General features: G+C 72.0%; 21 protein-coding genes. 13 read left to right on the forward strand and 8 right to left on the reverse strand.

All coding sequences use genetic code 11. From position 1 onward, the window contains the following. The first annotated feature begins 243 nt into the window (after window positions 1–243). Window positions 244–624, forward strand: coding sequence for a hypothetical protein (locus ACFY0P_RS15595; RefSeq protein ID WP_388912141.1), 381 nt, complete (start codon window positions 244–246; stop codon window positions 622–624). Between the two features lie 36 nt (window positions 625–660). Then, complete coding sequence (locus tag ACFY0P_RS15600) at window positions 661–1,530, forward strand: spermidine synthase (protein ID WP_388912144.1); 870 nt, start codon at window positions 661–663, stop codon at window positions 1,528–1,530. Between the two features lie 27 nt (window positions 1,531–1,557). On the opposite strand, the gene ACFY0P_RS15605 is transcribed toward ACFY0P_RS15600, so the two are convergent. After that, window positions 1,558–1,926, reverse strand: coding sequence for a hypothetical protein (locus ACFY0P_RS15605; RefSeq protein WP_388912818.1), 369 nt, complete (start codon window positions 1,924–1,926; stop codon window positions 1,558–1,560). Between the two features lie 41 nt (window positions 1,927–1,967). Next, complete coding sequence (locus tag ACFY0P_RS15610; RefSeq protein WP_388912147.1) at window positions 1,968–2,498, reverse strand: hypothetical protein; 531 nt, start codon at window positions 2,496–2,498, stop codon at window positions 1,968–1,970. Between the two features lie 97 nt (window positions 2,499–2,595). On the opposite strand from ACFY0P_RS15610, the gene ACFY0P_RS15615 reads away from it, so the two are divergent. The 4 genes from ACFY0P_RS15615 to ACFY0P_RS15630 all read left to right on the forward strand — a co-directional run bounded on the left by ACFY0P_RS15615 (window position 2,596) and on the right by ACFY0P_RS15630 (window position 6,831). Further along, complete coding sequence (locus tag ACFY0P_RS15615) at window positions 2,596–3,306, forward strand: response regulator transcription factor (protein WP_388912150.1); 711 nt, start codon at window positions 2,596–2,598, stop codon at window positions 3,304–3,306. After that, window positions 3,303–4,733 carry a sensor histidine kinase gene (locus tag ACFY0P_RS15620; protein WP_388912153.1) on the forward strand — a complete coding sequence of 477 codons (1,431 nt, stop codon included), beginning with the start codon at window positions 3,303–3,305 and terminating at the stop codon, window positions 4,731–4,733. The genes ACFY0P_RS15615 and ACFY0P_RS15620 overlap by 4 nt, the downstream gene beginning before the upstream one ends. A 132-nt stretch (window positions 4,734–4,865) precedes the next feature. Beyond that, a complete protein-coding gene (locus ACFY0P_RS15625; protein ID WP_388912156.1) occupies window positions 4,866–6,350 on the forward strand; it encodes a cellulose binding domain-containing protein in 1,485 nt (494 codons plus the stop codon). A 229-nt stretch (window positions 6,351–6,579) separates the two neighbouring features. Further along, complete coding sequence (locus tag ACFY0P_RS15630) at window positions 6,580–6,831, forward strand: hypothetical protein (RefSeq protein WP_388912159.1); 252 nt, start codon at window positions 6,580–6,582, stop codon at window positions 6,829–6,831. Between the two features lie 133 nt (window positions 6,832–6,964). On the opposite strand, the gene ACFY0P_RS15635 is transcribed toward ACFY0P_RS15630, so the two are convergent. Next, on the reverse strand, window positions 6,965–8,392 hold the full coding sequence (locus ACFY0P_RS15635; RefSeq protein WP_388912162.1) for a GH1 family beta-glucosidase: 1,428 nt from the start codon (window positions 8,390–8,392) through the stop codon (window positions 6,965–6,967). A 627-nt stretch (window positions 8,393–9,019) separates the two neighbouring features. On the opposite strand from ACFY0P_RS15635, the gene ACFY0P_RS15640 reads away from it, so the two are divergent. From ACFY0P_RS15640 to ACFY0P_RS15660, 5 genes are all read left to right on the forward strand, one after another. After that, the gene (locus ACFY0P_RS15640; RefSeq protein WP_388912165.1) at window positions 9,020–10,336 is read left to right on the forward strand and encodes an ABC transporter substrate-binding protein; all 1,317 of its coding nucleotides are present in this window, start codon (window positions 9,020–9,022) and stop codon (window positions 10,334–10,336) included. Window positions 10,337–10,880: 544 nt separating this feature from the next. Beyond that, on the forward strand, window positions 10,881–11,873 hold the full coding sequence (locus ACFY0P_RS15645) for a carbohydrate ABC transporter permease (protein ID WP_388912168.1): 993 nt from the start codon (window positions 10,881–10,883) through the stop codon (window positions 11,871–11,873). Between the two features lie 14 nt (window positions 11,874–11,887). After that, window positions 11,888–12,808, forward strand: a complete 921-nt coding sequence (locus ACFY0P_RS15650; RefSeq protein WP_388912171.1) for a carbohydrate ABC transporter permease — start codon at window positions 11,888–11,890, stop codon at window positions 12,806–12,808. Between the two features lie 231 nt (window positions 12,809–13,039). After that, entirely contained in the window at window positions 13,040–14,497 is a 1,458-nt protein-coding gene (locus tag ACFY0P_RS15655) for a GH1 family beta-glucosidase (protein WP_388912174.1), read from the forward strand. Window positions 14,498–14,594: 97 nt separating this feature from the next. Next, window positions 14,595–15,650: a LacI family DNA-binding transcriptional regulator gene (locus ACFY0P_RS15660; protein WP_388912177.1), complete on the forward strand. Its 1,056-nt coding sequence runs from the start codon at window positions 14,595–14,597 to the stop codon at window positions 15,648–15,650. Between the two features lie 15 nt (window positions 15,651–15,665). On the opposite strand, the gene ACFY0P_RS15665 is transcribed toward ACFY0P_RS15660, so the two are convergent. The 3 genes from ACFY0P_RS15665 to ACFY0P_RS15675 all read right to left on the reverse strand — a co-directional run bounded on the left by ACFY0P_RS15665 (window position 15,666) and on the right by ACFY0P_RS15675 (window position 18,205). Beyond that, window positions 15,666–16,688 carry a methyltransferase gene (locus ACFY0P_RS15665; protein ID WP_388912179.1) on the reverse strand — a complete coding sequence of 341 codons (1,023 nt, stop codon included), beginning with the start codon at window positions 16,686–16,688 and terminating at the stop codon, window positions 15,666–15,668. Window positions 16,689–16,745: 57 nt separating this feature from the next. Beyond that, entirely contained in the window at window positions 16,746–17,540 is a 795-nt protein-coding gene (locus ACFY0P_RS15670) for an SDR family NAD(P)-dependent oxidoreductase (RefSeq protein ID WP_388912182.1), read from the reverse strand. A gap of 89 nt (window positions 17,541–17,629) precedes the next feature. After that, window positions 17,630–18,205 (reverse strand): TetR/AcrR family transcriptional regulator, encoded by a 576-nt coding sequence (locus tag ACFY0P_RS15675; RefSeq protein ID WP_388912185.1) that lies wholly within the window; start codon window positions 18,203–18,205, stop codon window positions 17,630–17,632. A gap of 147 nt (window positions 18,206–18,352) precedes the next feature. Here ACFY0P_RS15675 and ACFY0P_RS15680 point away from each other — a divergent pair, with 147 nt between their 5' ends. Then, window positions 18,353–21,073: an AAA family ATPase gene (locus ACFY0P_RS15680; protein ID WP_388912188.1), complete on the forward strand. Its 2,721-nt coding sequence runs from the start codon at window positions 18,353–18,355 to the stop codon at window positions 21,071–21,073. A gap of 85 nt (window positions 21,074–21,158) precedes the next feature. Beyond that, on the forward strand, window positions 21,159–23,942 hold the full coding sequence (locus ACFY0P_RS15685; RefSeq protein WP_388912191.1) for an AAA family ATPase: 2,784 nt from the start codon (window positions 21,159–21,161) through the stop codon (window positions 23,940–23,942). Window positions 23,943–23,946: 4 nt separating this feature from the next. Here the strand turns inward: ACFY0P_RS15685 and ACFY0P_RS15690 are convergent, their stop codons facing one another. Together ACFY0P_RS15690 and ACFY0P_RS15695 are read right to left on the reverse strand one after the other, a co-directional pair. After that, entirely contained in the window at window positions 23,947–24,846 is a 900-nt protein-coding gene (locus ACFY0P_RS15690; RefSeq protein ID WP_388912194.1) for an alpha/beta fold hydrolase, read from the reverse strand. A gap of 70 nt (window positions 24,847–24,916) precedes the next feature. Then, a complete protein-coding gene (locus ACFY0P_RS15695) occupies window positions 24,917–25,750 on the reverse strand; it encodes an alpha/beta fold hydrolase (RefSeq protein ID WP_388912197.1) in 834 nt (277 codons plus the stop codon). Window positions 25,751–25,794: the final 44 nt, after the last annotated feature.

Genomic DNA, 25,794 nt, shown 5'->3' on the forward strand with positions numbered 1-25,794 from the left:
TCGTGCGAACCGTCGAACCATGCCGGACTCATGGTGAGTTGTCCGAGTGGACCCTTGTTTCCGGCGGGCAAGAACGTACCTGCTGTGTTGGACCCGTGACGCAGGGTTTGGCTACAAACCGGATATCTCATCCACGATCTGCCATGAACTGCCATCCTTTGCGGCTGACTTCCGCCGTAGCCGTTGACGCGGTGGCGCGTTGGACCTCATGGACGGCAAGAGGGCTGCGCGGTGGAGGCCGGGATGGAGACCAGCCAGAGCAACGATCCTTGTGATGATGCGGGATGCGATCTTGTGACGGTGTCGGCCCGGCAGGGCCTGGAGGCGGTCGACATCCTGCGCCGGGGGACCGGGGAAGCGGTGGGGCCCGTACTCCACGACGACGGGGGCGACACCCTCGGCTTCGTGGTCCCGGCCGGTACGGCGGCGGGCTGGGACGTTCCCGGCAGCACCTGTACCGGGACCGAAGGGCGTGGGCTGCGGCTCAACCCGGACCCACCGGTCGAGGGCTCCGACTGGCTGCTGCCGCCCGGCGAGGCCGACCTCGCGACGGATCCGGCGGTGCTGCGGCGGGCGCTCGGGGAGGCGGCCCGGATGATCGAGGCCGCGGACAGTTGCTGCTGAATTTCCCGGACGGCGGCTACCTGGGAAGATGGCGGAATGGGCAGGTCCAGGAACTCACGGCGCAGGGCGACTGCCGCCGACGCCGTTGTCGAGGCCGTCGACGGGGGCCTCGCCCAGCTCATCCCCGACCCCGACCGCGGCCGGGCCTGGACGCTGCTCATCGACGGCGCCCCGCAGTCGCACGTGGACCTCGACGACCCGGCGTACCTCTCCTTCGAGTACCAGCGCCGCCTCGGCCATGTGATCGACCTGGTCGCACCGCCGGGCAGGCCCGTGCAGGTCGTGCACCTCGGCGGCGGCGCGCTCACGCTGGCGCGGTACGTCGCCGCGACCCGGCCCCGGTCCACGCAGCAGGTCGTGGAGCGGGACGCGGCCCTTGTCCGGCTGGTACGGCGGGAGTTGCCGCTGGATCCCGCCGCGCGGATACGGGTGCGGTCCGTGGACGCCCGGGAGGGACTGGGCAAGGTGCCGGAGGCGTGGGCGGACCTGGTCATAGCGGACGTGTTCAGCGGGGCACGTACTCCGGCGCACTTGACGTCCACGGAGTTCCTGGACGAGGTGCGGAGGGTGTTGCGGCCGGGGGGTGCGTACGCGGCGAACCTCGCGGACGGCCCGCCGCTCGCCCACCTGAAGGGGCAGATCGCCACCGCGGGGGCGCGGTTCGCGGAGCTCGCGGTGGTGGCCGACCCCACGGTCTGGCGGGGGAAACGGTTCGGCAACGCCGTGCTGGTGGCGGCCGACGTGCAGCTGCCGGTGGCGGAGCTGACCCGGCGCTGCGCCTCCGACCCGCACCCTGGGCGGGTCGAACACGGGCGGGCGTTGCGGGACTTCACCGGTGGGGCGGTCGCCGTGACGGACGCGGCCGCCGTGGCCTCCCCCGCTCCGCCCCCGGCGGTGTTCCGGTAGCCCGGAGTACCCGCCGAGGGCGGTCGGTCAGAAGTCCAGCTCCTTGGCCGGCATCGGCGGATGCCGTTCGCAGAGAGCGGCCAGGTCCTCTTTCCCGTCCCCCTCCACCCAGTGCCGTACCAGCGCGGTGAAGACCGCGATGATCGCGGCTGCCGCGCACTCGACCTCAGGGTCGGACGGGTCACGGCCGGTGCGTTCGGCGATGATGCCGGTGATCACACGCTCACTGCGCTCCTGCTCGGCGACGTTGCGGGCCCGGATCGCAGGGTCCGTGAAGGCGATCCGGGTGCGCAGCAGCAGGTCCTCGCGGTCCTGGTCGAGGAGTTCGCCCATGGGGCCCTTGAGGGAGTCGACGACGGCTTCGACGACGGTCTCGTCGGCGGGGCGGGCGCGCAGTGCGGCGGCGAGCGCGGGGCCGTACTTTCACTTTGCCGGGCTCAGTACGTCTCCACCTGCACCTGCGGGGGGCCGTCGTGCCATGTGCAGAAGACCGACACCCGGTCCGTGCTCCTGCTGAACTCGATGCGGATCCACGACTCTGTCTTCCACACCTGCATCGACCAGCCCGTGCCCGGTGTCGCCGAGACCAGGGTCGCGCTGGTGTCGCCCAGGTCGAAGACCGCCCGGCCGCCGTCGGTGTCGTACGCCTTGACCTGGCCCGAAGCGGAAGCGGAACCGGTGGCGGACGGGCTCGGGGCGGTCGTGGAGGTCCTGGACGGCGTCGGCGTGGGAGATGCCGACGGGCGCGCGGAAGCGGTGCGCGAGGGGCTCGGGGCGCGGGACGTGGACGAGGCGAGGGGCTTGGCACCCTGGGTGGTCGGGCCGTCGTCCGCCGCCGTGACGGGGAGCGCGCGGGGCGGGTCGTAGGCGGTGGCCGCCATCACCGTGTGGACGCCCCACCACGACAGCGTGACCGCCGCGCCCGTGGCGAGCAGCCAGGCCATGACGTGTACGAGTCCTCTGCGCATCGCGGCCATACTGCCTCAGGGGTACCGCCCTGCGCACTCGACCCGAGTTATCCACAGGCCCCGACCGGCGCCTGCCGCATGGCGTACGGTGCGGCGCATGGCAAGTGTGCTCGTGGTCGAGGACGACCAGTTCGTGCGCTCGGCGCTCATCCGGCATCTCACCGAAGCCTCGCACACCGTGCGCAGCGTCGGCACGGCACTGGAGGCGCTGCGCGAGGTCGCCCATTTCCGCTTCGACGTGGTCGTGCTGGACCTCGGACTGCCGGACCTGGACGGCTCCGAGGCGCTGAAGATGCTGCGCGGCATCACCGACGTGCCCGTCATCATCGCCACCGCCCGCGACGACGAGACGGAGATCGTCCGGCTGCTCAACGCCGGTGCGGACGACTATCTGACCAAGCCGTTCTCCGTCGAGCACCTGTCGGCGCGGATGGCCGCCGTACTGCGCCGGGCGCGGTCGGGCGGGGGCGAGCCGGCGCCGTCGAGTGTGCTGCGGGTGGGCGGGCTGGCCGTCGATCCGCTGCGCCGGCAGGCCGAGTTGGACGGGGTGCGGCTCGACCTCACCCGGCGGGAGTTCGACCTGCTGGCCTTCCTCGCCGGGCGGCCGGGGGTGGTGGTGCCGCGCAAGGAGCTGCTGGCGGAGGTGTGGCAGCAGTCGTACGGGGACGACCAGACCATCGACGTGCACCTGTCCTGGCTGCGGCGGAAGCTGGGCGAGACGGCGGCCCGGCCGCGGTATCTGCACACACTGCGGGGGGTCGGCGTGAAGCTGGAGCCGCCGGGCGGGGAAGCGAGGCCGGTCGGATGAGATGGGCTCTGGTCAAGGTCTGTCTGGCGGTCACCGCGATGGTCGTGGTCGCCTTCGCCGTCCCGCTCGGCCTGGTTGTCAAGGAGCTGGCCCGGGACCGGGCGTTCTCCAACGCCGAACGGGAGGCCGCCGCCGTCGCCCCGGCCCTGTCCATCACCACCGACCGGGACAAGCTGGAGCGGGTGGTGGCCTCGGCCGGCGCCGACCGGGGCATGGCCGTGCACATACCGGCGGCCGGTGGTCAGGCCGCCGTCGACATCGGGCGGCAGCGCGCCGCCGACCGGGACATCGCGGCCGTACGGAAGCTGGGGCGGGCCTCCACGACCGGGGTGGCCGGCGGGTCGACCCTGCTGCAGCCCGTCGCGCTGAGCTCCGGTGCCATCGCGGTCGTCGAGGTGTACGTGCCCGAGTCCGAGGTGACCAACGGCGTCGGCACGGCCTGGGCGGTGCTCGCCGCCGTCGGCCTGGCGCTGATCGTCGGCTCGGTCGCGGTCGCCGACCGGCTGGGCGTACGGATGGTGCAGCCCGCCCAGCGGCTGGTGGAGGGCGCGCACGAACTGGGGGAGGGCAAGCTGGGGGCGCGGGTGCCCGAGGAGGGACCGAACGAACTGCGGCTGGCGGCGGTCGCGTTCAACTCGATGGCCGACCAGGTCGTCCAACTGCTGGCGAACGAGCGGGAGCTGGCCGCCGATCTGTCCCACCGGCTGCGCACTCCGCTCACCGTGCTGCGGCTGAACGCCGCCTCGCTCGGGGACGGGACCGCCGCCGAGCAGACCCGGGCCGCCGTCGCCCAGCTGGAGCGCGAGGTCGACACCATCATCCGGACCGCCCGCGAGGCCAAGCCGCAGACGGCGGCCGTCGGGCCGGGCGCCGGCTGTGACGCGGCCGAGGTGGTGCGGGAGCGGATGGGGTTCTGGTCGGCGCTCGCGGAGGACGAGGGCCGCAAGTGGCGGGTGGCCGGCGTGGACCGGCCGGTGCGCATACCCGTGGCCCGCGCCGACCTGGCCGCCGCGCTCGACGCGCTGCTCGGCAACGTCTTCCGGCACACCGCCGAGGGCACCGCCTTCGCGGTCGACGTGCACAACGCGGAGGACGCGGTGATCGTGCTGGTCTCGGACGCGGGACACGGCATCCGGGACCCGGAGGCGGCGATGGCCCGCGGGCGGGGTTCCGGGGCGGCCGGGTCGACCGGGCTCGGCCTGGACATCGTGCGCCGGCTCGCCGAGGAGACCGGCGGTGACGTGCGGATCGGGTCGTCGGTGCTGGGCGGGACCGAGGTGCGGATCTGGATCCAGCTGGACGGCCGGAAGCCGGAGCGCAAGGGGCACCGGGGAGCGGTGCGCCGGCGCCGTTCGCGCAGGCCGCCGGGGGACCCGGGCAGGAGGGGAACCGGGGGAACCACCGGAAGAATTGGTCTCGACCTTTAATCGGTCCCGATGCCTTCCTTAAGCGCACCCTAAGATCCTCAACAGCCGTCCCTATCAGGCCGTTTGTCCGATTCCCGGCCGCTAGCGTGCTGCCGCACCCCACCCCCTTTGGCAGGCGAAGGCAGGCACGGCATGAGCACGCACCGGCGCAGAATCAGCAGCGGGAACAAGGTGATAGGCGGTCTGGTCGCCGCGGCCGTGGTCGGTGGCGGGGCGATCCTGTTCACCGGGATCGCGCAGGCGGCCGGGGTCGGCGCGGCGTACACGAAGACCAGCGACTGGTCGACCGGGTACACCGCGCAGTACGTCGTCACCAACAACAGCGGTGCCAGGGAGCAGACCTGGACGCTGGAGTTCGACCTGCCGGCCGGCGCGAAGCTCAGCTCGCTGTGGAACGCCGAGTACACCGTCACCGGGCAGCACGTCACCGTGAAGCCGCCGAAGTGGGACACGGACGGCCTCGCGGCCGGCGAGTCGGACACCGTCGGCTTCGTGGTCAACGGCAGCGGGGACCCGACCGGCTGCCGTATCGACGACGCGAGCTGTTCTGCGGACGGCACGGCGACCCCGGAGCCGAGCGGCCGCCCGACGCAGTCCGCCACCCCGACCGCGACGGCCACCCCGACCGCGAAGCCGACGGTCACGGCGACCGCCACCTCCACCCCCACCGCGACGGCCACCCCCACCGCCTCCCCGACCCAGACCACCGGATCCGGCACCACCGCCTCCGCCGGGTTCGCCCCGTACGTCGACACCTCGCTCTACCCGGCCTTCGACCTCCTCGCCGCCGCGAACGCGACGGGCGTGAAGAACTACAACCTCGCCTTCGTCACCGACGGCGGCGGCTGCACGCCCAAGTGGGGCGGGGTGACGGACCTGGCGAGCGACGGCGTGGCGTCCCAGATCGGCGCGCTGCGCGCCAAGGGCGGTGACGTGCGGGTCTCCTTCGGTGGCGCGTCCGGTTCCGAACTCGCCACCACCTGCTCCTCGGCGGACGCGCTGGCGTCGGCGTACGGCAAGGTCGTGGACGCGTACAACCTGACCAAGGTCGACTTCGACGTGGAAGGCGGCGCGCTCCCCAACACCACGGCGAACACCAACCGGGCCAAGGCCATCGCCAAGCTCCAGGCCGCCCATCCGAACCTGGACGTCTCCTTCACCCTCCCGGTGATGCCGGAGGGCCTCACCCAGGACGGCGTGAACCTGCTGTCCAACGCCAAGGCCAACGGCGTGAGGATCAGCGCCGTCAACATCATGGCGATGGACTACGGCGCCTCCTACAACGGCGACATGGGCACCTACGCCATCCAGGCCGCCACCGCCACCCAGGCCCAGATCAAGAGCGTCCTCGGCCTCTCCGACTCCGCCGCCTGGAAGACGGTCGCCGTCACCCCGATGATCGGCGTCAACGACGTCTCCTCGGAGATCTTCAAGGTGGACGACGCCTCCCAGCTCGTCGACTTCGCCAAGTCCAAGGGCCTCGGCTGGCTCTCCATGTGGTCGGCCACCCGCGACCAGCAGTGCGCCGGCGGCGCCAAGTCCACCGCCGACGCCACCTGCAGCTCGATCACCCAGGACAAGTACGCCTTCTCGAAGGCCTTCGCGGCGATCGGCTGACCCGCACCGCTCTCCCCGCAAGGCATAGGCCGGAGGCATGTTCACCCACACGGCTGAACTCACTGCCTCCGGCCCTCTTGCCCGCCGCCGTCCCGCCACTTTCCGCGCATGGTCGGTTCACCGCATGAGGCGATGCATCAGATCTTCCGGCGAGGCGGGGAAACGCTGGGCGGAGTTCACCGAGACCGGTCTGGGAGACACCCGGGCCCGGACCCTGTGGAGGCACCTGATGGCCACGTGCACTCCCCGATTCCCCGGCAGCGGCACGCTCATCGAGGAGCCCCTCATCGAAGGTGAGACCAGGGGGCGCGCCGAGAGCCGCGCCGAGGACATCCTGCGCATTCTGGATCTCCGGGGCGTCGAGGTGGCCGAGGCGGAACGTGACCTGATCACGGACTGCGGGGACCTCGCGACCTTGGGCATATGGTTCGACCGGGCCGTCACCGCCACAAGCGCCCAAGAGCTGTTCGCCGACGAGTGACGGCCCCTGGAGGCCGGTTCAGAACCCGCCGTGAGCCGGACGCGCCCCAAAGGGGCGCGGGGCCGTATGGCATGTGCGGCTACCGCCGCGTGGGCGCGACCAGCCACGACGGTGCCGCAGCCGAACGACGTCGTCAGGCCGCCGCCCCCGTCGGCGGCAGCGTCCCCGTACGGGCCGCCTCTCCGTACCAGCGGGCGCTCGACTTCGGCGTCCGGGCGAGCGTCGCGTAGTCGACGTACACCGCGCCGAACCGCTTCCCGTAGCCGTACGCCCACTCGAAGTTGTCCATCAGGGACCACAGGTAGTAGCCGCGCACGTCCGCGCCGTCGGTGATCGCGCGCCGCACCGCCGAGAGGTGGCCGTGCAGGTAGGCGATGCGCTCCGGGTCGTGGACGCTGCCGTCCGGGTCGGGCTTGTCGTCGTAGGCCGCGCCGTTCTCGGTGATGTAGAGGGGCAGCCCCGGCGCCTCGCGCGTGTAGCGCATGATCAGCTCGTGCAGGCCCGTCGGGTCGATCGTCCAGCCCATCTCGGTGCGCTCGCCCGGCGTCTGGTGGAAGGTGACGTCGTCGGCGCCCGGCCAGGGGGAGTGGGCGCCGGCACCGTGGCCGTCCGCGCGCGGTCCCGTGGCCGCACCGGCCGTCGCCGACACCAGCGCGGGCGTGTAGTAGTTCAGGCCGAGGGCGTCCAGCGGCTGCTGGATGGCGGCGAGGTCGCCGTCCCGGACGTAGGACCAGTCCGTCACCGACGCCGTCGCCGCGAACAGCGACCGGGGGTAGGAGCCGTGCAGGATCGGGCCGTGGAAGACGCCGTTGGCCAGGTCGTCGATGGTGCGGACCGCCACCAGGTCCGCCGGATCCTGCGAAAGCGGCCGCACCACCGAGGAGTTGAGGCTGATCGCCACCTGGTTGCGGGCCGGCATCACCGAGCGCAGCGCCGAAGTGCCCAGACCGTGCGCGAGGTTGAGGTGGTGGGCGGCGCGCAGCGTGGCCGCCGGGTCGGTACGGCCGGGGGCGTGCACGCCGGCGCCGTAGCCCAGGAAGGCGCTGCACCAGGGCTCGTTGAGGGTGATCCACTGCTCCACGCGGTCGCCGAGCGCCTCGCCGACGATCTGCGCGTACTCGGCGAACCGGTACGCCGTGTCCCGCTCCGGCCAGCCGCCCGCGTCCTCCAGCTCCTGCGGCAGGTCCCAGTGGTAGAGGGTGATCGCGGGCCTGATGCCCTTCGCCAGCAGCTCGTCGACCAGCCGGCGGTAGAAGTCCAGGCCCACCTGGACGGCCGGGCCGCGGCCGGTCGGCTGGACGCGCGACCAGGAGACCGAGAACCGGTAGGCGTTCAGGCCGAGGTCCGCCATCAGCGCCACGTCGTCGCGGTAGCGGTGGTAGTGGTCGACAGCGATGTCGCCGGTCTCACCGCCGGCCGTCTTGCCCGGCGTATGGCTGAAGGTGTCCCAGATCGAGGGGGTGCGGCCGCCCTCCCGCACCGCCCCCTCGATCTGGTACGCGGAGGTCGCGGCGCCCCAGAGGAAGGCGGGAGGAAAGCTCTCGGTCGGCGAATCGGGCATGGAAGCGCTCCCATGGTCGGCTTGGCGCCATTATGCATGGGAGCGCTCCCATGGCAAAGAGGGGATGCCAGGCCCCGCGGTCGCGTCAGGGGCGCGGGGCGCCCGGTTCCCGGGAGGTGCTCCGGACAGCTCATCGTTCACCTCTCGGCGTCCCCGGCGAGCGGGCCGCGTCCCGGTCCCGGAAACCCCGAGGGCGCCGCGGTGCGCGTCGCAACTCCTGGGACGCCAACCGCCGTCGCGCCTGTGACCTGCGTGATTCCTGGATGAGACAGGTTGATGTCGGACCGGTGAAACCCCCCGGCGCGACACGTTCCCGTGACGTCCGGAACACGCTTAGGCAACAACGCCGTTTTCAAGTCTTGACAGTCGGCCCGACAGGAACCAGTCTTCCGGCATGCCGCGTGGGAGCGGTTCCACGGTTGGCCGGGGAATCTCCCCCGTGCGGCGCGAACCACCCCATGGCCTTTCCCTCTGTCGTCACCGCACCTCGTTGACCAGCACCTTTTCACCGCACGTCACGTGCTGTGGGCCGGCCGCTGCTCGCACCGAGAGGGCAGGTCCGGATCGCCGGTCCCCGGCGGTCCGATTCCTGAGATCCCGTTCCCCACTGGAACAAGGAGTAGTGGAATGCGCATCACCCGTACCGGTCGTCGCGGCCGCAGAGCGGCGGCCCTGACCACAACGGTCCTGACCGCCTCGGCGCTGCTGCTGACCGGTTGCAGCAGCGACGGCGGCTCGGACGCCTCAGACTCCAACGGGAACATCACTCTCACGGTCGCGGACTTCGGGCAGTTCGGCTACAAGGAGGCCGACCTGTTCGCGAAGTACCACAAGCTGCACCCGAACATCACGGTGAAGGAAGAGACCACCGCCAACGAGCAGGACTACTACCCCAAGCTCCTTCAGCAGCTGAACACGGGCAGTGGCCTGGCGGACGTCACCGGCATCGAGGTGGGCCGCATCAAGGAGGTCGTCGACACCCAGGCGGCCAAGTTCACCGACCTGAGCAAGACGATCAACGTGGACGACTGGGTCTCCTGGAAGGAGAAGCAGGCCACCGCCTCGGACGGCACGGTCATCGGCGCCGGCACCGACATCGGCCCGATGTCCCTGTGCTACCGCAAGGACCTCTTCGACAAGGCGGGTCTGCCCTCCGACCGCGACGCGGTCGCCAAGGCCGTCGCCGGCGGCTGGGAGGACTACCTCAAGCTCGGCGAGCAGTACAAGAAGAAGGCCCCGTCCGGCACCTACTTCATGGACTCCGCGAGCGCCATGTACAACGCGGTCGTCAGCTCCTCGGCGCAGCAGTACTACGACGCCTCCGGCAAGCCGATCTACAAGGACAGCCCCTCCGTGCAGCAGGGCTGGAACCTGGCCGCCGAGGCCGCCTCGAAGAAGCTGACCCAGGGTCTGGCGCAGTTCACCGACGCCTGGACGGCGGCGCTGCGCAAGGGCAGCGTGGCGACCGTGGCCTGCCCCGCGTGGATGGCCGGGCAGATCTCCACCAACTCCGGTGACGCCTTCAAGGGCAAGTGGGACATAGCCAAGGCCCCCGGCTCGACCGCGGCCAACTGGGGTGGCTCCTTCCTGGCCGTGCCCAAGAGCGGCAAGCACGCCAAGGAGGCCGCCGAGCTCGTCAAGTGGCTGACGGCCCCGGAGCAGCAGGCCGAGGTCTTCAAGGCGATCGGCGTCTTCCCGTCGAACAAGGGCGCCTATGACCTGCCCGGCGTGAAGAACGCGACGCTCCCGTACTTCAACAACGCGCCGATCGGCCAGATCTACGCCGACGAGGCCAAGACCATCCCCGAGGCGGTGCTCGGCCCGAAGGACGCGACGATCAAGGACACCATCTCCACGCAGATCAACAACATGGAGCAGCGGGGCACCAAGCCCGCCGACGCGTGGAAGGCCGCGACCGAGGCGATCGACAAGGTGATCGGCTGACGACCGGTACCCCCGGCGTACGAGGTTCCGGTGCCCGGCGCGGGGGTAGGGCGCGCCGGGCACCGGACACGCCGTGTCTCCCGGACCGCTGACCGGTCCGGGAGACACGGACACCGGCAGGTCACGGACACGGAGAAGCAGTTCCGCACCGAGTCCGAGCCTGAGCCCGGGCCCGCAGTCCGAGCCCGAGCCCGAGCCCGAGCCCGAGCCCGAGCCAGAGCCCGAGTCCGAATCCGGGCCTGAGTCCGAGCCTGAGCCCGGGCCCGCAGTCCGAGCCTGAGCCCGGGCCCGCAGTCCGAGTCCGGGTCTGAGCCAGAGTCCGGGCCTGAGTCCGGGTCTGAGCCAGAGTCCGGGCCTGAGTCCGGGCCTGAGCCTGAGCCCGAGCCCGGAGTCCGGGCCTGAGCCCGGGCCCTGAGTCCGAGCCCGAGCCCAGGCCTGAGTCCGAGCCCGCAGTCCGCCGGCCGCCCGGCCGGTTTCGTTCCGGCGGGAGCCCCCGACGCCCCCGCCCCGTATCCGGCCGAACCCCCCAGGAAGGAAATCCCCCGTGGCAACGACGACACCCACACGGGGTGCCCCCACCCCGCCCGCCGGCGGCTCCGGTGCCGTACCGAACGGACGCGGCACCTGGCGCAGCCGGCTGTGGCGCTTCGACGACCTCGCGTCCCCGTACGCGTACATCGCTCCGTTCTTCCTCGTCTTCGGTGCCTTCGGGCTCTACCCGCTCCTGTACACGGGCTGGATCGCCCTGCACCGGGTGGAGATGACGAGCCTCAGCCAGTCGCAGTGGGTCGGCTTCGACAACTTCACCAAGATCCTCCAGGACTCGGAGTTCTGGACGGCCGTCACGAACACCTTTCTGATCGGCGTCATCTCGACCGTCCCGCAGCTGCTCGTGGCCCTCGGCCTGGCCCACCTGCTCAACTACAAGCTGCGCGCCAGCACGTTCTGGCGGACGGTGGTCCTCACCCCGTACGCCACCTCGGTGGCGACCGCGGCCCTGGTCTTCGCCCTGGTGTTCCGGGCCGACGGCGGCATCCTCAACTGGGTGCTGCACTTCGTCGGCATCGGCAACACCGACTGGGGCAACGGCGAATGGACGTCCAAGATCGCTATCTCGGTCATCGTGATCTGGCGCTGGACCGGCTACAACGCGCTGATCTACCTGGCGGCCATGCAGGCCGTGCCGACCGACCTGTACGAAGCCGCCTCCATCGACGGGGCGACGCGCTGGCAGCAGTTCCGCAAGGTGACCATTCCCTCGCTGCGGCCGACGATCCTGTTCACCATCGTCATCTCGACGATCGGCTCCATGCAGCTGTTCGGTGAGCCGCTGCTGCTCCAGGGCGGCACGCTCGGCTCCACCGGCGGCAACGAGCACCAGTACGAAACTCTCAGCATCTACCTCTACAACTACGGCTGGAAGCTGGGGCATCTGGGTCCGGCCGCGGCGGTGGCCTGGGCCATGCTCGCCCTGCTGCTGCTCATCGCCCTGATCAACCTGATCGTCGGCCGGTTCGTGCGCAAGAGCGCGGCCTGACGGGAGCGATATCGATGACCACGACCAGCCCCACCAACACCGCACCGAGCCTCGACCCGGTGCCGCCGGCCGCCTCCCCGGCCAGGAACCGCGTCCGTCTCAAGCTCGGCGCCGGGCAGCAGCTCAAGGGCGGCCCCCTCACCTACCTCGCCCTGGTCGTCGTCGGCCTGGGCTCGATCTTCCCGCTGTACTGGACGCTGGTGGCCGCCTCGCACGACCAGCAGCGGGTCCTCGACAGCCCACCGCCGCTGCTGCCGGGCGGCAGGCTGTGGAGCAACCTCCAGACCGCCTGGGAACAGGCCCACCTGGGCAAGGCCATCGTCAACAGCGTGATCGTGGCGGGCTGCATCACCGCGGCCACCCTGTTCTTCTGCACCCTCGCCGGCTACGCCTTCGCCAAGATGCGGTTCCGCGGCCGGGGCGCCCTGATGACCGCGGTCATCGCCACCCTCACGATCCCGCCGCAGCTCAGCGTGGTGCCGCTGTTCATGATGATGGCCGACATCGGCTGGGGCGGAAAACTGGAGTCGGTGATCTTCCCGACCCTGGTCGGCGCCTTCGGTGTCTTCTTCATGCGCCAGTACCTGCTGGAGGCCCTGCCCTACGAGCTCATCGAGGCGGCCAAGGTGGACGGGGCGACCAACATCCGCATCGTGTGGAACGTGGTCCTGCCCGCGGCCCGGCCCGCGATGATGGTGCTCGGCATGCTCACCTTCGTCCAGGCGTGGAACGACTTCTTCTGGCCCTTCCTCGCCCTGAACCAGGACAACCCCACCCTCCAGGTGGCGCTCGGGCAGCTCAGCGCCTCCTACACCCCCGACCAGAGCATCGTCATGGCCGGTGCACTGATCAGCACCCTGCCGCTGCTGCTCGTCTTCGTGATCTTCGGCAAGCAGATCGTCGGCGGCATCATGGCGGGCGCCGTGAAGGGCTGACGCCGGGCGGGCCGCCCCATCCGTCTCCGGCGGTCCGCCCCACCGCGTTCCGGCGGTCCGCTCTTGGCCTCGCGGCGTCCCGCACAACCCGCCGGTCCCGTACGGGACCGCCCCAGGAGCGGGCCCGTACCCGGCCGGGTGCCCGCGTGCGTCCCGGCCGCCCTCCCCGCAGCAGGACCGTGTCCGACCCCCCTTCCCCCTTCCCCACGCCACTTCCGGAGAGTTCTCACGATGACCGCCGTACGAACCGAGACCACTGCCCAGTCGGCCTCAGACACCTCCTTCCCGCCCGGCTTCGTCTGGGGTGCCGCCACCGCCGCGTACCAGGTGGAGGGCGCCGCCGCCGAGGACGGTCGTACGCCGTCCATCTGGGACACCTTCAGCCACACCCCCGGGAAGGTCCGCAACGGCGACACCGGTGACATCGCCGCCGACCACTACCACCGGTACAAGGGCGACGTGGCGCTGATGAAGGACCTCGGCCTCAAGGCCTACCGGTTCTCCGTCTCCTGGTCCCGGGTGCAGCCCACCGGACGGGGCCCCGCCGTCGAGCGCGGCCTGGACTTCTACCGGCGGCTCACCGACGAACTCCTGGAAGCGGGCATCACCCCGGTCGCCACCCTCTACCACTGGGACCTGCCCCAGGAGCTGGAGGACGCGGGCGGCTGGCCGACGCGGGACACCGCGCACCGCTTCGCCGACTACGCCGAGGTCACGGCCCGCGCCCTGGGGGACCGCGTCGGCGTGTGGACCACCCTCAACGAGCCCTGGTGCAGCGCCTTCCTGGGCTACGGCTCCGGCGTGCACGCCCCGGGACGCACCGACCCGGCCGCCACCCTGCGCGCGGCACACCACCTGAACCTGGCCCACGGGCTGGCGATCGGGGCGCTGCGGGAGCACCTGCCGTCGACCGCGCAGACCTCCATCACGCTCAACCTGCACCAGGTGCGCCCGCTGACCGACAGCGCGGCGGACGCCGATGCCGCCCGCCGTATCGACGCGGTCGGCAACCGGATCTTCACCGGTCCGATCCTGGACGGCGCGTACCCCGAGGACCTGCTCGCCGACACCGGGCACCTGGTGGACTGGGCGGAGCTGGTGCACGACGGCGACCTCGCCGAGATCTCCCGCCCCATCGACCTGCTCGGCGTCAACTACTACTCGCCGACCGTGGTCTCCGCGGCCGTCGGGGGCGGTGCCAGTACCCGCGACGACGGTCACGGCGCGAGTGCCCACTCGCCGTGGACGGGCGCCGACGACGTCGCCTTCCACCTGGCCAACGACCAGCTCACGGCGATGAACTGGGCCATCGACGCGAGCGGGCTGCACACGCTGCTGACCGGCCTGGCGGCCTCGCACCCGGGGCTGCCGCTGATGGTCACCGAGAACGGCGCCGCGTTCGACGACTACGTCTCGCCCGAGGGCCGGGTGAACGACCCGCAGCGGATCGCCTACCTCCACTCCCACCTGGACGCCGTCCGGCAGGCCGTCGCCGACGGAGCGGACGTACGCGGCTACTTCCTGTGGTCGCTGCTGGACAACTTCGAGTGGTCCTACGGCTACTCCAAGCGCTTCGGCACCGTCTACGTCGACTACGGCACCCAGCGCCGCATCCCCAAGGCGAGCGCACACTGGTACGCGGAGGTGATCCGCCGGAACGCGCTGCCGAGCGCCGGTGAACAGGGCTGACCCGGTACGGCCCTGGGGGGGGCGACGGGGCCCGGAGCGGCCGGGTCACGGCTGTTACATTTCCTGGCCTGAAGGCTGCGAACGGAAGGCGGCGACTATGGCGGTCAAGGGTGAGCGGGGCCGGGGCACTCGGCGGCCGACCCTGGAGGAGGTCGCCGCCCGGGCCGGTGTGGGCCGCGGCACGGTGTCGCGGGTGATCAACGGCTCGCCCCGGGTCAGCGACGCGACCCGCGCGGCGGTGGAGGCGGCCGTCAACGAACTCGGTTACGTCCCCAACACCGCCGCCCGTGCGCTGGCCGCCAACCGCACGGACGCGATCGCGCTGGTCGTGCCCGAGCCGGAGACCCGGTTCTTCGCGGAGCCGTACTTCTCCGACATGCTCAGCGGCGTCGGTGCCGAACTCTCGGAAACCGAGATGCAGTTGCTGCTGATCTTCGCGGGCAGCGACCGCGAGCGGCGCCGGCTCGCCCAGTATCTGGCCGCGCACCGGGTGGACGGCGTGCTGCTGGTGTCCGTGCACGCCGACGATCCGCTGCCCGACCTGCTCGCCCAGCTGGAGATCCCGGCCGTGATCAGCGGCCCGCGCTCGGCGGAGGAGACGCTGACCTCGGTGGACTCCGACAACTACGGCGGCGCCCGGTCGGCCGTGGAGCACCTGCTGGCCCGCGGCCGCCGCACGATCGCCCACATCACGGGCCGGCTCGACGTGTACGGAGCCCAGCGCCGCGTCGACGGCTACCGCGACGCCCTGCGCGACGCCGGCCGGACGGCGGACGAACTCCTCATCGAACCGGGCGACTTCACCGAGGAGGGCGGCCGGCGGGCGATGGCCCGGCTGCTGGAGCGCGAGCCCGGCCTGGACGCCGTGTTCGCCGGCTCCGACGTGATGGCGGCGGGCGCCCGCCAGGTGCTGCGCGTGGCGGGCCGCCGTATCCCCGACGACGTGGCGCTGGTCGGGTACGACGACTCGGCCATCGCCCGCCACATGGACCCGCCGCTCACCAGCGTCCGGCAGCCGATCGAGGAGATGGGCCGGGCGATGATCGACCTGCTGCTGGCCGAGATCGCCGACCGGCGTCCGGCCGCGGCCCGCGGGCTGGAGCGCCGGCACGCGGTCCTGCCGACGGCGCTGGTGGCCCGGGCGTCCTCCTAGTACATCGGGGGCAGGTCACTTGGTGGCGTAGGCGGCGGTGTAGCCGCCGATGAGGGGACGGGCCTCCACCTTGGCGAAGCCGGCGTCCCGGAGCCACTGGGTGACGTCCGCGACCGTGTACTCGGATCCGCCCTCCGTGTCGATGAGCATGTTGAGCGACAGCATCAGGCCGTAGGTGCTGTGGCGGCGCTCGTCGTCGATCATGGCGTCGTAGACGATGAGGGTGCCGCCCTCGGGCAGGGCGTCGTAGGCCTTCTTGAGCAGGAACCGGCGCTGTTCCAGGTTCCAGTCGTGGAGGATCTGCCCCATGACGTAGACGTCGGCCTCGGGCAGCGGGTCGGAGAAGAAGTCCCCGCCGTGGAAGGTGAGGCGGTCGGTCAGGCCGTGGGCGGCGGCGAACTCCTCGAACACCGGGCCGACGGGGGGAAGTTCGAAGACGCCTCCGGTGATGTCGGGGTGGGAGCGCAGGACGGCGGCGGGCACCGCGCCGAGGGCTCCGCCGAGGTCGACGACGCGGCGGCGGCCGGTCCAGTCGAAGTCGGCGGCCAGCGCGGCGGCGAGCGGCGTGCTGACGCCGTTCATGCCGTTGAGGAAGGTGCGCCAGGCGACCGGGTCCTGGCTGAGCGTCGCGAAGAACGGGGCGCCGCTGTGCGCGACCTCGTTCTGCGGGGCACCGGTCCGCAGCGCGTCGGTGAGGTTGTTCCAGAAGCCGAAGAGGCGTGCGTTGGCCATCTCGAGGATGCCGCCCACGTACGACGGCTTTGCCCGGTCCAGGAACGCGTCCGCGGCGGGGGTGTTGCGGTAGGTGCCGTCCTCGTCGCGGGTCAGTACGCCGAGCGACACCAGGGCGTCGAGGAAGTCCGCGGAGGATCTGGGGTGCAGGCCCACCTCCGAGGCGAGGGACTCATGGTCGCGGCCGCCGGCGGCCAGTGTGGTGAAGACCCCCAGCTCCACCGCGCTCAGCAGTGTCTTGGAAGCCATGAAGCCCAGGCCGAGCTGAAGCAGCGGCTCGGGGGTGATCGGTGCGTCGACCGACATTGGTTTTCTCCACTCGGGTTGGTTTTTGGACGGTGAACGGGTCCTGTGTGCCCGGCCTCAGAGCGTCTTGGTCTGGCCGCCGTCGACGAGGGTCTCCGTGCCGGTGATGTTGGCGGCCAGGGGTGAGGCGAGGAAGAGGGTGAGGTCAGCGACCTCGGACGCCTCGCTGATGCGTCCGGACGTGATGCCCATGCTCTGCGGCACGACGACGTCCAGCGCTTCCTGCGCGGTGGTCCCGGCGGCCGCGGCGGTGGCGTCGGCGAAGCCGCCCGGCGCGGTCCAGAACGGCGTGCGGACCGGGCCCGGAGCGATGGCGTTGACGCGCACGCCCTGCGGCGCGAACTCCTCGGACAGGGACTTGTTGAGGTTGGTCAGTGCGGCCTTGGCCGCCGAGTAGTCGACCACCATGGGGAAGGGCAGCCGGGCGTTGATCGAGCTGATGTTGACGATGGCCGCGTCGCCCGCCGCGATCAGATGGGGGAGGGCGGCGCGGGTGGTGCGGACGGCGCTGAAGAAGGTCAGGTCGAAGATCCGCTGCCAGTCGGCGTCGTCGACCTTGAGGAACGACTCGCGGGGTTCGGCGGCGCCGACGTTGTTGACCAGGATGTCCAGGCGCTGGTGGCGCTCCACGGCCTGCTGGACCAGGGTCTCCGCGCCCGCTGTGGTGGACAGGTCGACCGGCACGAACGTGACGTCGTGGGCGGCCGCCAGGGCGTCCAGCTCGGGGGTGGAGGAGCGGCTGCCGGCCACGACCTTGACGCCCTCGCGGGCCAGCTTCTCGACTACGGCCAGGCCGATGCCCTTGCTGGCTCCGGTGACGACGGCGACCTTGTCCTCGAGGTGCAGTTCCATGACAGTCTCTTTCTGGATTGATCAATACATAATTACGGTATGAGCGGTGGCTGTGCGGGCACCGCGAAGGCGGAGTCCGCCTGCGGCGGTCAGTCCAGCACGCGCATCGCGGTGTCCAGGGCGTCCTCCGCGAACTCCCTGCCCGTGCGCGCCTGGCCGACTATGCGGATCCCCTGGACGAACGTGGTGAGGAACCGGGCCAGCTTCCTCGGGTCCTTGTCCGGGGAGATCTCGCCCCGCGCCTGTGCCTGCTCCAGGGCGCCGGCGAGGAGGGACTCGACCTGCCGTATGGCGGCGGTGACCCGGTCCGCCGCCGCAGGCTGCTCGGCGCACTGCGTGGAGGTGTTGACCACGAGGCAGCCGCGGGTGGGGTCGGCCAGGTCCGCCTCGATCATGGAGCTGAGCACCTTGCGGATCGCGGGCCGGATCTCGGTCGTCCCGTCGAGGGCTTTCTCCAGGTCGCTGCCCTGGAGCGAGGTGTAACGGTCCAGGGCGCGGACGTAGAGCTGTTCCTTCGAGCCGAAGGCCGCGTAGAAGCTGCCGCTGCCGATGGCCAGCTCCTGCAGCAGGTCCTGCAGGGATGTCTCGGCGTAGCCGCGGCGCCAGAACAGGTCCATGGCGCGGTCTGTCGCCTGGTCTATGTCGAACTCCCTGGTGCGTGCCATGCCGCAAGAGTAGCTCACTTTCTGGAATAGTCAATCCACAATTGGGTCCGGCTCAGGATCCGTTCTCCCGTTGCAGGGCACCGGCCGTGGCGCAGTAACCTGACCTTCCTGAAGACCGAGTCCGGGGACCCGGCTGATGGGGGGAACGTGGAGCTCATCGGCCGGGACGACCAGCTGGATCTGCTGCGCCGGCTGCTGGCCGAGCCGCGGAGCCACGGGAGCGCGGTGCTGGTCCGCGGGGCCCCCGGCATCGGGAAGACGGCGTTGCTCGCCGAGGCCGCCGCCCTCGCCGAGGGCCTCGGCCACCGGGTCCTGCGCACCAGCGGTGCCGAGGCCGAGAGCGACATCCCCTACGCCGGTCTGCAGCTCGTCCTGCGCCCGTTGGCCGCGGGAGCCGCTGATCTGGCCGCGCCGCACCGGCAGGCGCTGGACACCGCTCTCGGGCACGCCGAGGCCGGTGTCCCCGACGTCTTCCTGGTCGGTCTTGCCGTCCTCAACCTCCTGGTCGACGCGGCCGCGGCCGCGGCCGCGCCGGTGCTGGTCCTGGTCGACGACGTCCAGTGGCTCGACGACGCCACCGCCAGTGTCCTGGCCTTCGTGGCGCGCAGGGTCGGCACCGAGCCGGTGGTCCTGGTGGGAGCCGCACGTGACGGCTACCGTTCGCGTCTGGACTCCGACGAACTCACCTCCGTGACGCTGAGCCCGCTCACGGACGGCCAGGCCGCGGAACTCCTCGCGGTACGCGCCCCGGAGCTGCGGCCGACCGCGCACCGCCGGCTGCTGGCCGAGGCCGCCGGGAACCCCCTGGCCCTGACAGAGCTCTCCCGCGCCCTCGGCGCGTCGGCCGATCCGCACCTGCCCCAGCTGCCGCTCACCGAGCGGCTCGAACGGGCCTTCACCGACCGCCTGGAGACCCTGCCCGAGATCACCCGCAGTCTGCTGCGGATCGCGGCTCTCCACGACAGCACGTCGCTCACCGAGATCTGCCGGGCGACCCGGCGGTTCACCGGCAGGCCGGCCGGACCGGCGGAACTCGACCCGGCCGTGCGCGCCCGGCTCGTCCAGGTCGTCGGTACCGAAGTGCGGTTCGGGCATCCGCTGATGCGGTCGGCGATCCACCAGACCATGCCCGTCGGCGTCCGCCACGCCGCGCACGCCGCACTCGCCGCTGTGCTGGACGAACACCCGGACCGGCAGCTACGGCACCGGGCCGCGGCGGCCCACGCACCTCAGGAGGCGGTCGCCGCCGCGTTGGAGGAGGCCGCGCACCGGGCCGCCCGCCGCGGCGGCATCGCGGCGGCCGTCACGGCCCTCGAACAGGCCGCCGCGCTCAGCGAGGACGCCGACCGCCGAGCGGAACGCCTGTTGCGGGCCGCCGACTTCGCCGTCGAACTCGGCCGGCCCGAGACCGTGACCCGGCTGCTGGACCAGGCGCTCACCGGACCGCTGTCACGGCGGCAGCACGCCACGGTCGTCTGGCTTCGCGGCAGCTTCGACGAGGGACTGCTCAGCCACTCGTCCGGCGCCAACTCCCTGACGGCACTCGCCGAGGAGATGGCCGCGGAGGACCGGGCGCTGGCGCTGCGGATCCTGTGGAGCGCCGCGCAGTTGTGCTTCTGGACCGATCCGGGCCCGGAGGTCCGCCGCACGGTTCTGCAGGCCGTGGAGCGGATGGAGCTCGACGAACTCGATCCGTGGCGCCTGGCCATCTGTGCCTACGCCGCGCCGGTCGACCGCGGTGCCTTCGTCCTGGACGGTGCCCGGCGCGCCGTCCCGCAGGAGGGCGACGACGGCCGTGCCTACCGCATGCTCAGCACCGCCTCGCTGCTCGTCGGCGGCTTCCACCTGGCGCGGGCGTTCTCGGCGGCCGGCGGCGCGCCGCTGCGTGCCCAGGGACGCCTGGGGCTGCTGGCCCGGACGGTCGGCGCGGACGCGTGGAGCGCTCTCGTGGTCGGCGACCTCGGCGCGGCGATCGCCGCGACCGCGGAGTCACGAAGGCTGGCGCGCGAGACCAGCCAGACGATGATGTACGCGTTGATGACGGCCACCGCGGCCAAGCTGGCCGCGTTGCGCGGTGAGGTGGACTCCGCCGTGCGGCTGGCCGAGGAGGCGGAGGGGATCGGACTGCCGGCCGGGGCACGTCCGGTGCTGGCCACCGCGTCCACGGCACGCGGGCTGGCCGCGTTGGGCGCGGGCCGGTTCGAGGAGGCCTTCGGCCATTTCCGCAGGCTGCACGATCCGGCGGATCCCGCGTTCCAGATCGCCCTGCGGCTGACGACCGTGGGCGACCTCGTCGACGCGGCGACGCACTGCGGGCGGCTGGCGGACGTGCTCCCGGTCGTGACGGAGCTGGAGGAGGTCGCGACGGTGACCCCCGCCCCGGTGCTGCACGCCGAACTGCGGCTGGTCCGGGCGCTGCTGGCCGCCGACGAGGACGCCGACCCGCTCTTCGCGGGCGCGCTGAGCGCCGACCTCGGCGCGTGGCCGCTGATCAGGGCCCGTACCCACCTGGCCTACGGCGAATGGCTGCGGCGCCGGCGGCGCAGTGTCGAGTCCCGCGACCACCTCCGTGCCGCCCGCGACATGTTCGACGCGCTCGGCGCGATCCCCTGGGGGGAGCGGGCCCGCCAGGAACTGCGCGCGGCCGGCGAGACCAGCCGCCGCCGGGCCCCGGACGCCCGGGACCAGCTGACCGCCCACGAGCTGCAGATCGTCCGGCTCGCCGCGGACGGGCTGACCAACCGCGAGATAGGCCAGCGGCTCTACCTCTCGCACCGCACCGTCAGCTCGCATCTCCACCGGATCTTCCCCAAGCTGGGCGTGACCTCGCGCGCCGAGCTGCGGACGGTGGTCGGCACCCTGCGCTGACCACCGTCACATGACGCTCGCTTCCGGCAGCGCGGCGTTCCTAGCGTTCTCCATGTCAGGACATCGACAAGAGGAGAGCGGTCCCATGGGGTGGAACGGCGTCCAGCCGGCATCCGAGCCGCCGATGGTGGGCCGCCACGCCGAGCGTCAAGCCATCGGACGACTGCTCGACACGGTGCGCGACGGCCTCGGCGGAGCCCTGGTCCTGACCGGCGAACCCGGGATCGGCAAGACCCGGCTGCTCGAGTACGCCGCGGCCCGGGCCGCGGAACTCCGCGTGGTCCGGCTGACCGCGGTCGAGCCCGAGACGGGTCTCGGCTTCGGCGCGCTGTACCGGTTGCTGCGGCCGTTCCTGAACCGGACGGGCCGGCTGCCCGGACCGCAGCGGGCCGTGCTGGAGGCGGCGCTCGGCCTCGTCCCGGGACCGCCCGCGGACCGCTGTCCGGTCGGGCTGGCGACGCTGACACTGCTGTCCGAGGCCGCCGCCGAGCAACCGCTGCTGATTCTGCTCGACGATGCGCAATGGCTGGACCGGGAGTCGGCCGAGGCGCTCGCGTTCACCGCCCGCCGGTTGCACGCCGACTCCCTGGGCCTGATCATCGCCGTCCGCGCCGGGCTCGGGGACAACGGCCTGTTCGCCGCGCTCGGCGTGCACTCCGTGACCGGTCTGCCGGAGCCGGAGGCCAGGGCCCTGCTCGCCGCCGGCACCCGGCGGGTGGACCCGGCGGTGGCCGACCGGATCGTCGCCGGTACCGGCGGCAATCCGCTCGCACTGCTGGAGCTGGCCGACACCCTCGCCGCCGAACAACTCTCCGGTGTCGCCCCGTTGCCCGATCCGCTGCCGGTGGGCCGGCTGCTGGAGGGGCACTTCCGGCGCCTGGTCCGCGCCGTGCCGCCGGAGACCGCAGCCCTGTTGCTGCTGCTCGCGGCGGCCCCCTCGGACGACTCGGGAACGATGTGGCGGGCCGCCGGGCGGCTCGGCCTGTCGGCCCGCGCCGTCGAGCCGGCGGTCGCCGCGGGAATCCTCGACCCGGACACGCCGTCGGGCTTCCGGCATCCCCTGATCCGCTCGACGGTCTACGCCGCGGCCGAACCCGGCGAGCGCCGCCGCACGCACGCGGCACTGGCCGCCGCCTGCGACCCCGTGGCGGACGCCGACCGCCGCGCCTGGCACCGGGCCGAGGCCGCCGAGGGCGTGGACGACGGAGTCGCCGACGATCTGGAGGCCGCCTCCGAGCGAGCCCGCTCCCGCGGCGGCTACTCCCAGCAGGCTCTGTTCCTGTCGCGCGCCGCCGATTTCACCGGCGATCCGGACCGACGGGCCGAGCGGCTGCTGGACGCGGCGCAGGCCCATCTGACGTCCGGGGACGCACCGGCGGCAGGGGCCGCGATGGAACGGGCAGGCGCCGACATCCGGGGCCCGGTGATGCGCACCCGCGAGCTGCGGATGCGGGCGACCGCGCAGATGTTCCAGCTCGCCGTCGCCGACATCCCGGCGATGCTGATGGACGCCGTGACGCGGCTCGGCGCGCAGGACCCGCGGCTGACCTGGGAGTTGCTCTGTGAGGCACTGCACGCCGCGTTGGTCGCCCACGACACCGTGCGGGGCACGTCGCTGACCGAGGTCGGGGCGGCCGTCGTCGCCGCGCGCCACGCCCCGGACTCCGCGGTGCGCGGCCGGGACCTGCTCATGGAGGGCCTGGCCCGGCGCGTGGCCGAGGGGTACGAGCGTGGCGCGCCCGTGCTGCGTGCCGCTCTGGACGGGCTGCGGGGCGGCGGTGGGATCGAGGACGCGCACAGTCCGTTCGCGGTGATGCTGTTGATGGCCTGCGACGATCTGTGGGACGTCGAGGCCGGGCGGGAACTCGCCGACCGCCTGGCGGCGGCGGACCGCGAGGCGGGCGCGTTGTACGCCCTGAGCATCACCCTGCTCGTCGAGGCGCGCTACGAACTCCTGGACGGACGGTTCACGGAGGCGGAGGCCCGCTACGTCGAGTTCGACGACATCGTGGCCGCCACCGGGTTCCCCGGCGGCGGCGACATCAACAGGCTCCACCTGCTCGCCCTGACCGGCCGGGAGGCCGAGCTGCGGGCGGCGGTGCGGCGGGCCGCGGGGATGAGGAGCATGGGCCACGGCCTGCTCCAGCTGATGGCGCAGCATGCGCTGACCCTGTTCGAGCTGGGGCAGGGCCACTACCGGCAAGCGGTGCAGCACGCGCGGGCGGTTTTCGAGGAGGACCCTCCGACCTGCGGCAACCTGGTCCTGCCGCTGCTCATCGAGGCCGGTGTCCGCACCGGTGACCGGGACGGCGTGACGCGGGCCCTGTCCCGGCTGGCGGAACGGGCACCGCTCGCCGGAACTCCGTGGGCCCTGGGCACCCTGGCCCTCGGCCGGGCGCTGACGGCCGACGGCGACGAGGCCGAGAAGCTCTACCGGGAATCGGTCGAACTGCTGGGGCAGGGGCCGCTGGCCCTGGAGCGGGCCCGCGCCCGGCTGCTGTTCGGCGAGTGGCTCCGCCGCCGCAAGCGGCGCTCCGACGCCAGGAAGCAGTTGCGCGCCGCGTACGAGAGCTTCGACGCCTTCGGCGCGGTGCCCTACGCCGAGCGGGCCAGGACCGAGCTGCTGGCCACCGGCGAGACAGCCCGCAGGCGGACCGAGGAGACCAGGTTCGATCTCACCCCACGGGAGCGGCAGGTGGCCTCCATGGCCGCCTCGGGGCTGACCAACGGGGAGATCGCGACGCGGTTGTTCGTCACCGCCTCGACCGTCGAGTTCCATCTGAACAGGGTGTTCGGCAAGCTCGGCATCGCCTCCCGGAAGCAGATCCCCCGCCGGATCGGCGAACCGGACCCGGCGAGCGGGAGCTGAGCCGTCATTCCTCCGCGGCCGCGAAGAAGTCGAGGTAGTGGCGTGCGAGTTCGGCGGGTGCCTCCAACGGGATGTTGTGCCCCGCCTGCTCGATCACCACAGGTGTGACGTTCACCGCGACCTGGGCCATCTGTTCCCCGGGCTCTGCGGCAAGGTAGGCACGGCCCCCGACGGCCAGCACCGGGCACTCCAGCGGGACGGCGAACTGCGGCCGGTTCTGGTCGGCGTCGGTCTCGGTCGCCCGGTACAGCTCGAACACCGCGTGGCTGCCGCCCGGTTCTTCGAGCCCCCGGGTGTACGCGTCCTCGTCGGCGTCCGTGTACGCACTCGGGTCCCACATGATCCGCCGCATGAAGTACGTCCAGAAGGCACGCTCACGGCCGGCGATCAGCAATTCGGGGTAGTGCGGGAGGCCGAACAGCGAGCGGTGCCAGCCGGTGCGGGGATCCTCGGCGGCGAGCGGCCCGAGGTCGGGAACCGGCAGGCCGGGCAGTCTGGTCTCCTGGAAGACGAGTTGGACGACCTTCGGGCGGTGGAAGGCCGCCACGGCGTAGGCGACGGCCGCACCCCAGTCCTCGCCCACCACCCGGTACCGGTCGTGTCCCAGTGCCGCCATGAGCGCGGCGATGTCGGCGGCCAGCGTCCGCGTGTCGTACCCGGACACCGGACGCCCGGAGCCGCCGAACCCCCGCAGATCCACCGCGACGACCGTGTGGTGCGGGGTGAGCAGCGGGATGACGTGGCGCCAGAAGAACATGGTCTTCGGCACCCCGTGGATCAGGACGACCGGGTCGCCACTGCCGCCCGTCGCACAGTGCAGATCGACCCCGTTGACCCGGGGCCGGCCGTGGACGAGCGGGACGCCGGCGTGATCCGTCATCCTCAGCGCTCCGGATCCCGTCATCGCCGCCTCCTCGTGTGTGCTTCCCGCCGGCGCCGACCGCGCGGGCGGGTCGTATCCCGCAACCGGGCGGCTACTTCGCCAGGAAGGCCAGCAGCGCGGCGTTGACCTCTTCGGCGTGCGTCCACAGCAGGCCGTGCGGGGCACCCTCGACCTCGACGTACTCGGCCGAGGGCAACAGCGCGTGGAAGGGCCGACCGGTGGCGTCGACCGGCAGGATCCGGTCGGCGGTGCCGTGCAGGATCAGCGTCGGTACGTCGATCCTGGCGACGTCGGCGCGGAAGTCGGTGATCCAGGTGGGCACGCAGGCCACCGACGCGTACGCCGACGCGCCTGCCGCCACGTTCCAGCTGGCCCGCACGGCCTCTTCGCTGATCCGGCTGCCGAGCGTCTCGTCGAGGTTGTAGAACGCCTCGTAGAAGCCGGTGAAGTAGGCGTAGCGGTCCTTGGTGACCGCCTCCAGGATGCCGTCGAAGACGGCCTGGTCGACGCCGTCCGGGTTGTCGTCGGTCTTGACCAGGAAGGGTTCGAGGGAGGCCAGGAAGGCGGCCTTGGCGACGCGCTGCGAGCCGTACGTCCCCAGGTAGCGGCCGACTTCGCCGGTGCCCATGGAGAACCCGACGAGTACCGCGTCGGTGAGGTCCAGCTCGGTCAGCAGCGTGTTGAGGTCGGCGGCGAAGGTGTCGTAGTCGTAGCCCGTGGTCGGCTGCGACGACCGGCCGAAGCCGCGCCGGTCGTAGGTGATGACCCGGTGGCCCGCGTCGAGCAGGGCCGGGAGCTGCTTCTCCCAGGAGTGGCCGTCCAGCGGGTAGCCGTGGATCAGCACGACGGGCTGCCCGCTCCCGTGGTCCTCGTAGTACAGCTCGATGTCGGCGGAGTTCTCCTGGCCGACGGTGATGTACGGCATGTCGGTTTCCCTTCGTGGATGTGGCGGACCGGGGTGCGGTGACG

Source organism: Streptomyces sp. NPDC001714, from assembly GCF_042892755.1.
Taxonomy (GTDB): domain Bacteria; phylum Actinomycetota; class Actinomycetes; order Streptomycetales; family Streptomycetaceae; genus Streptomyces.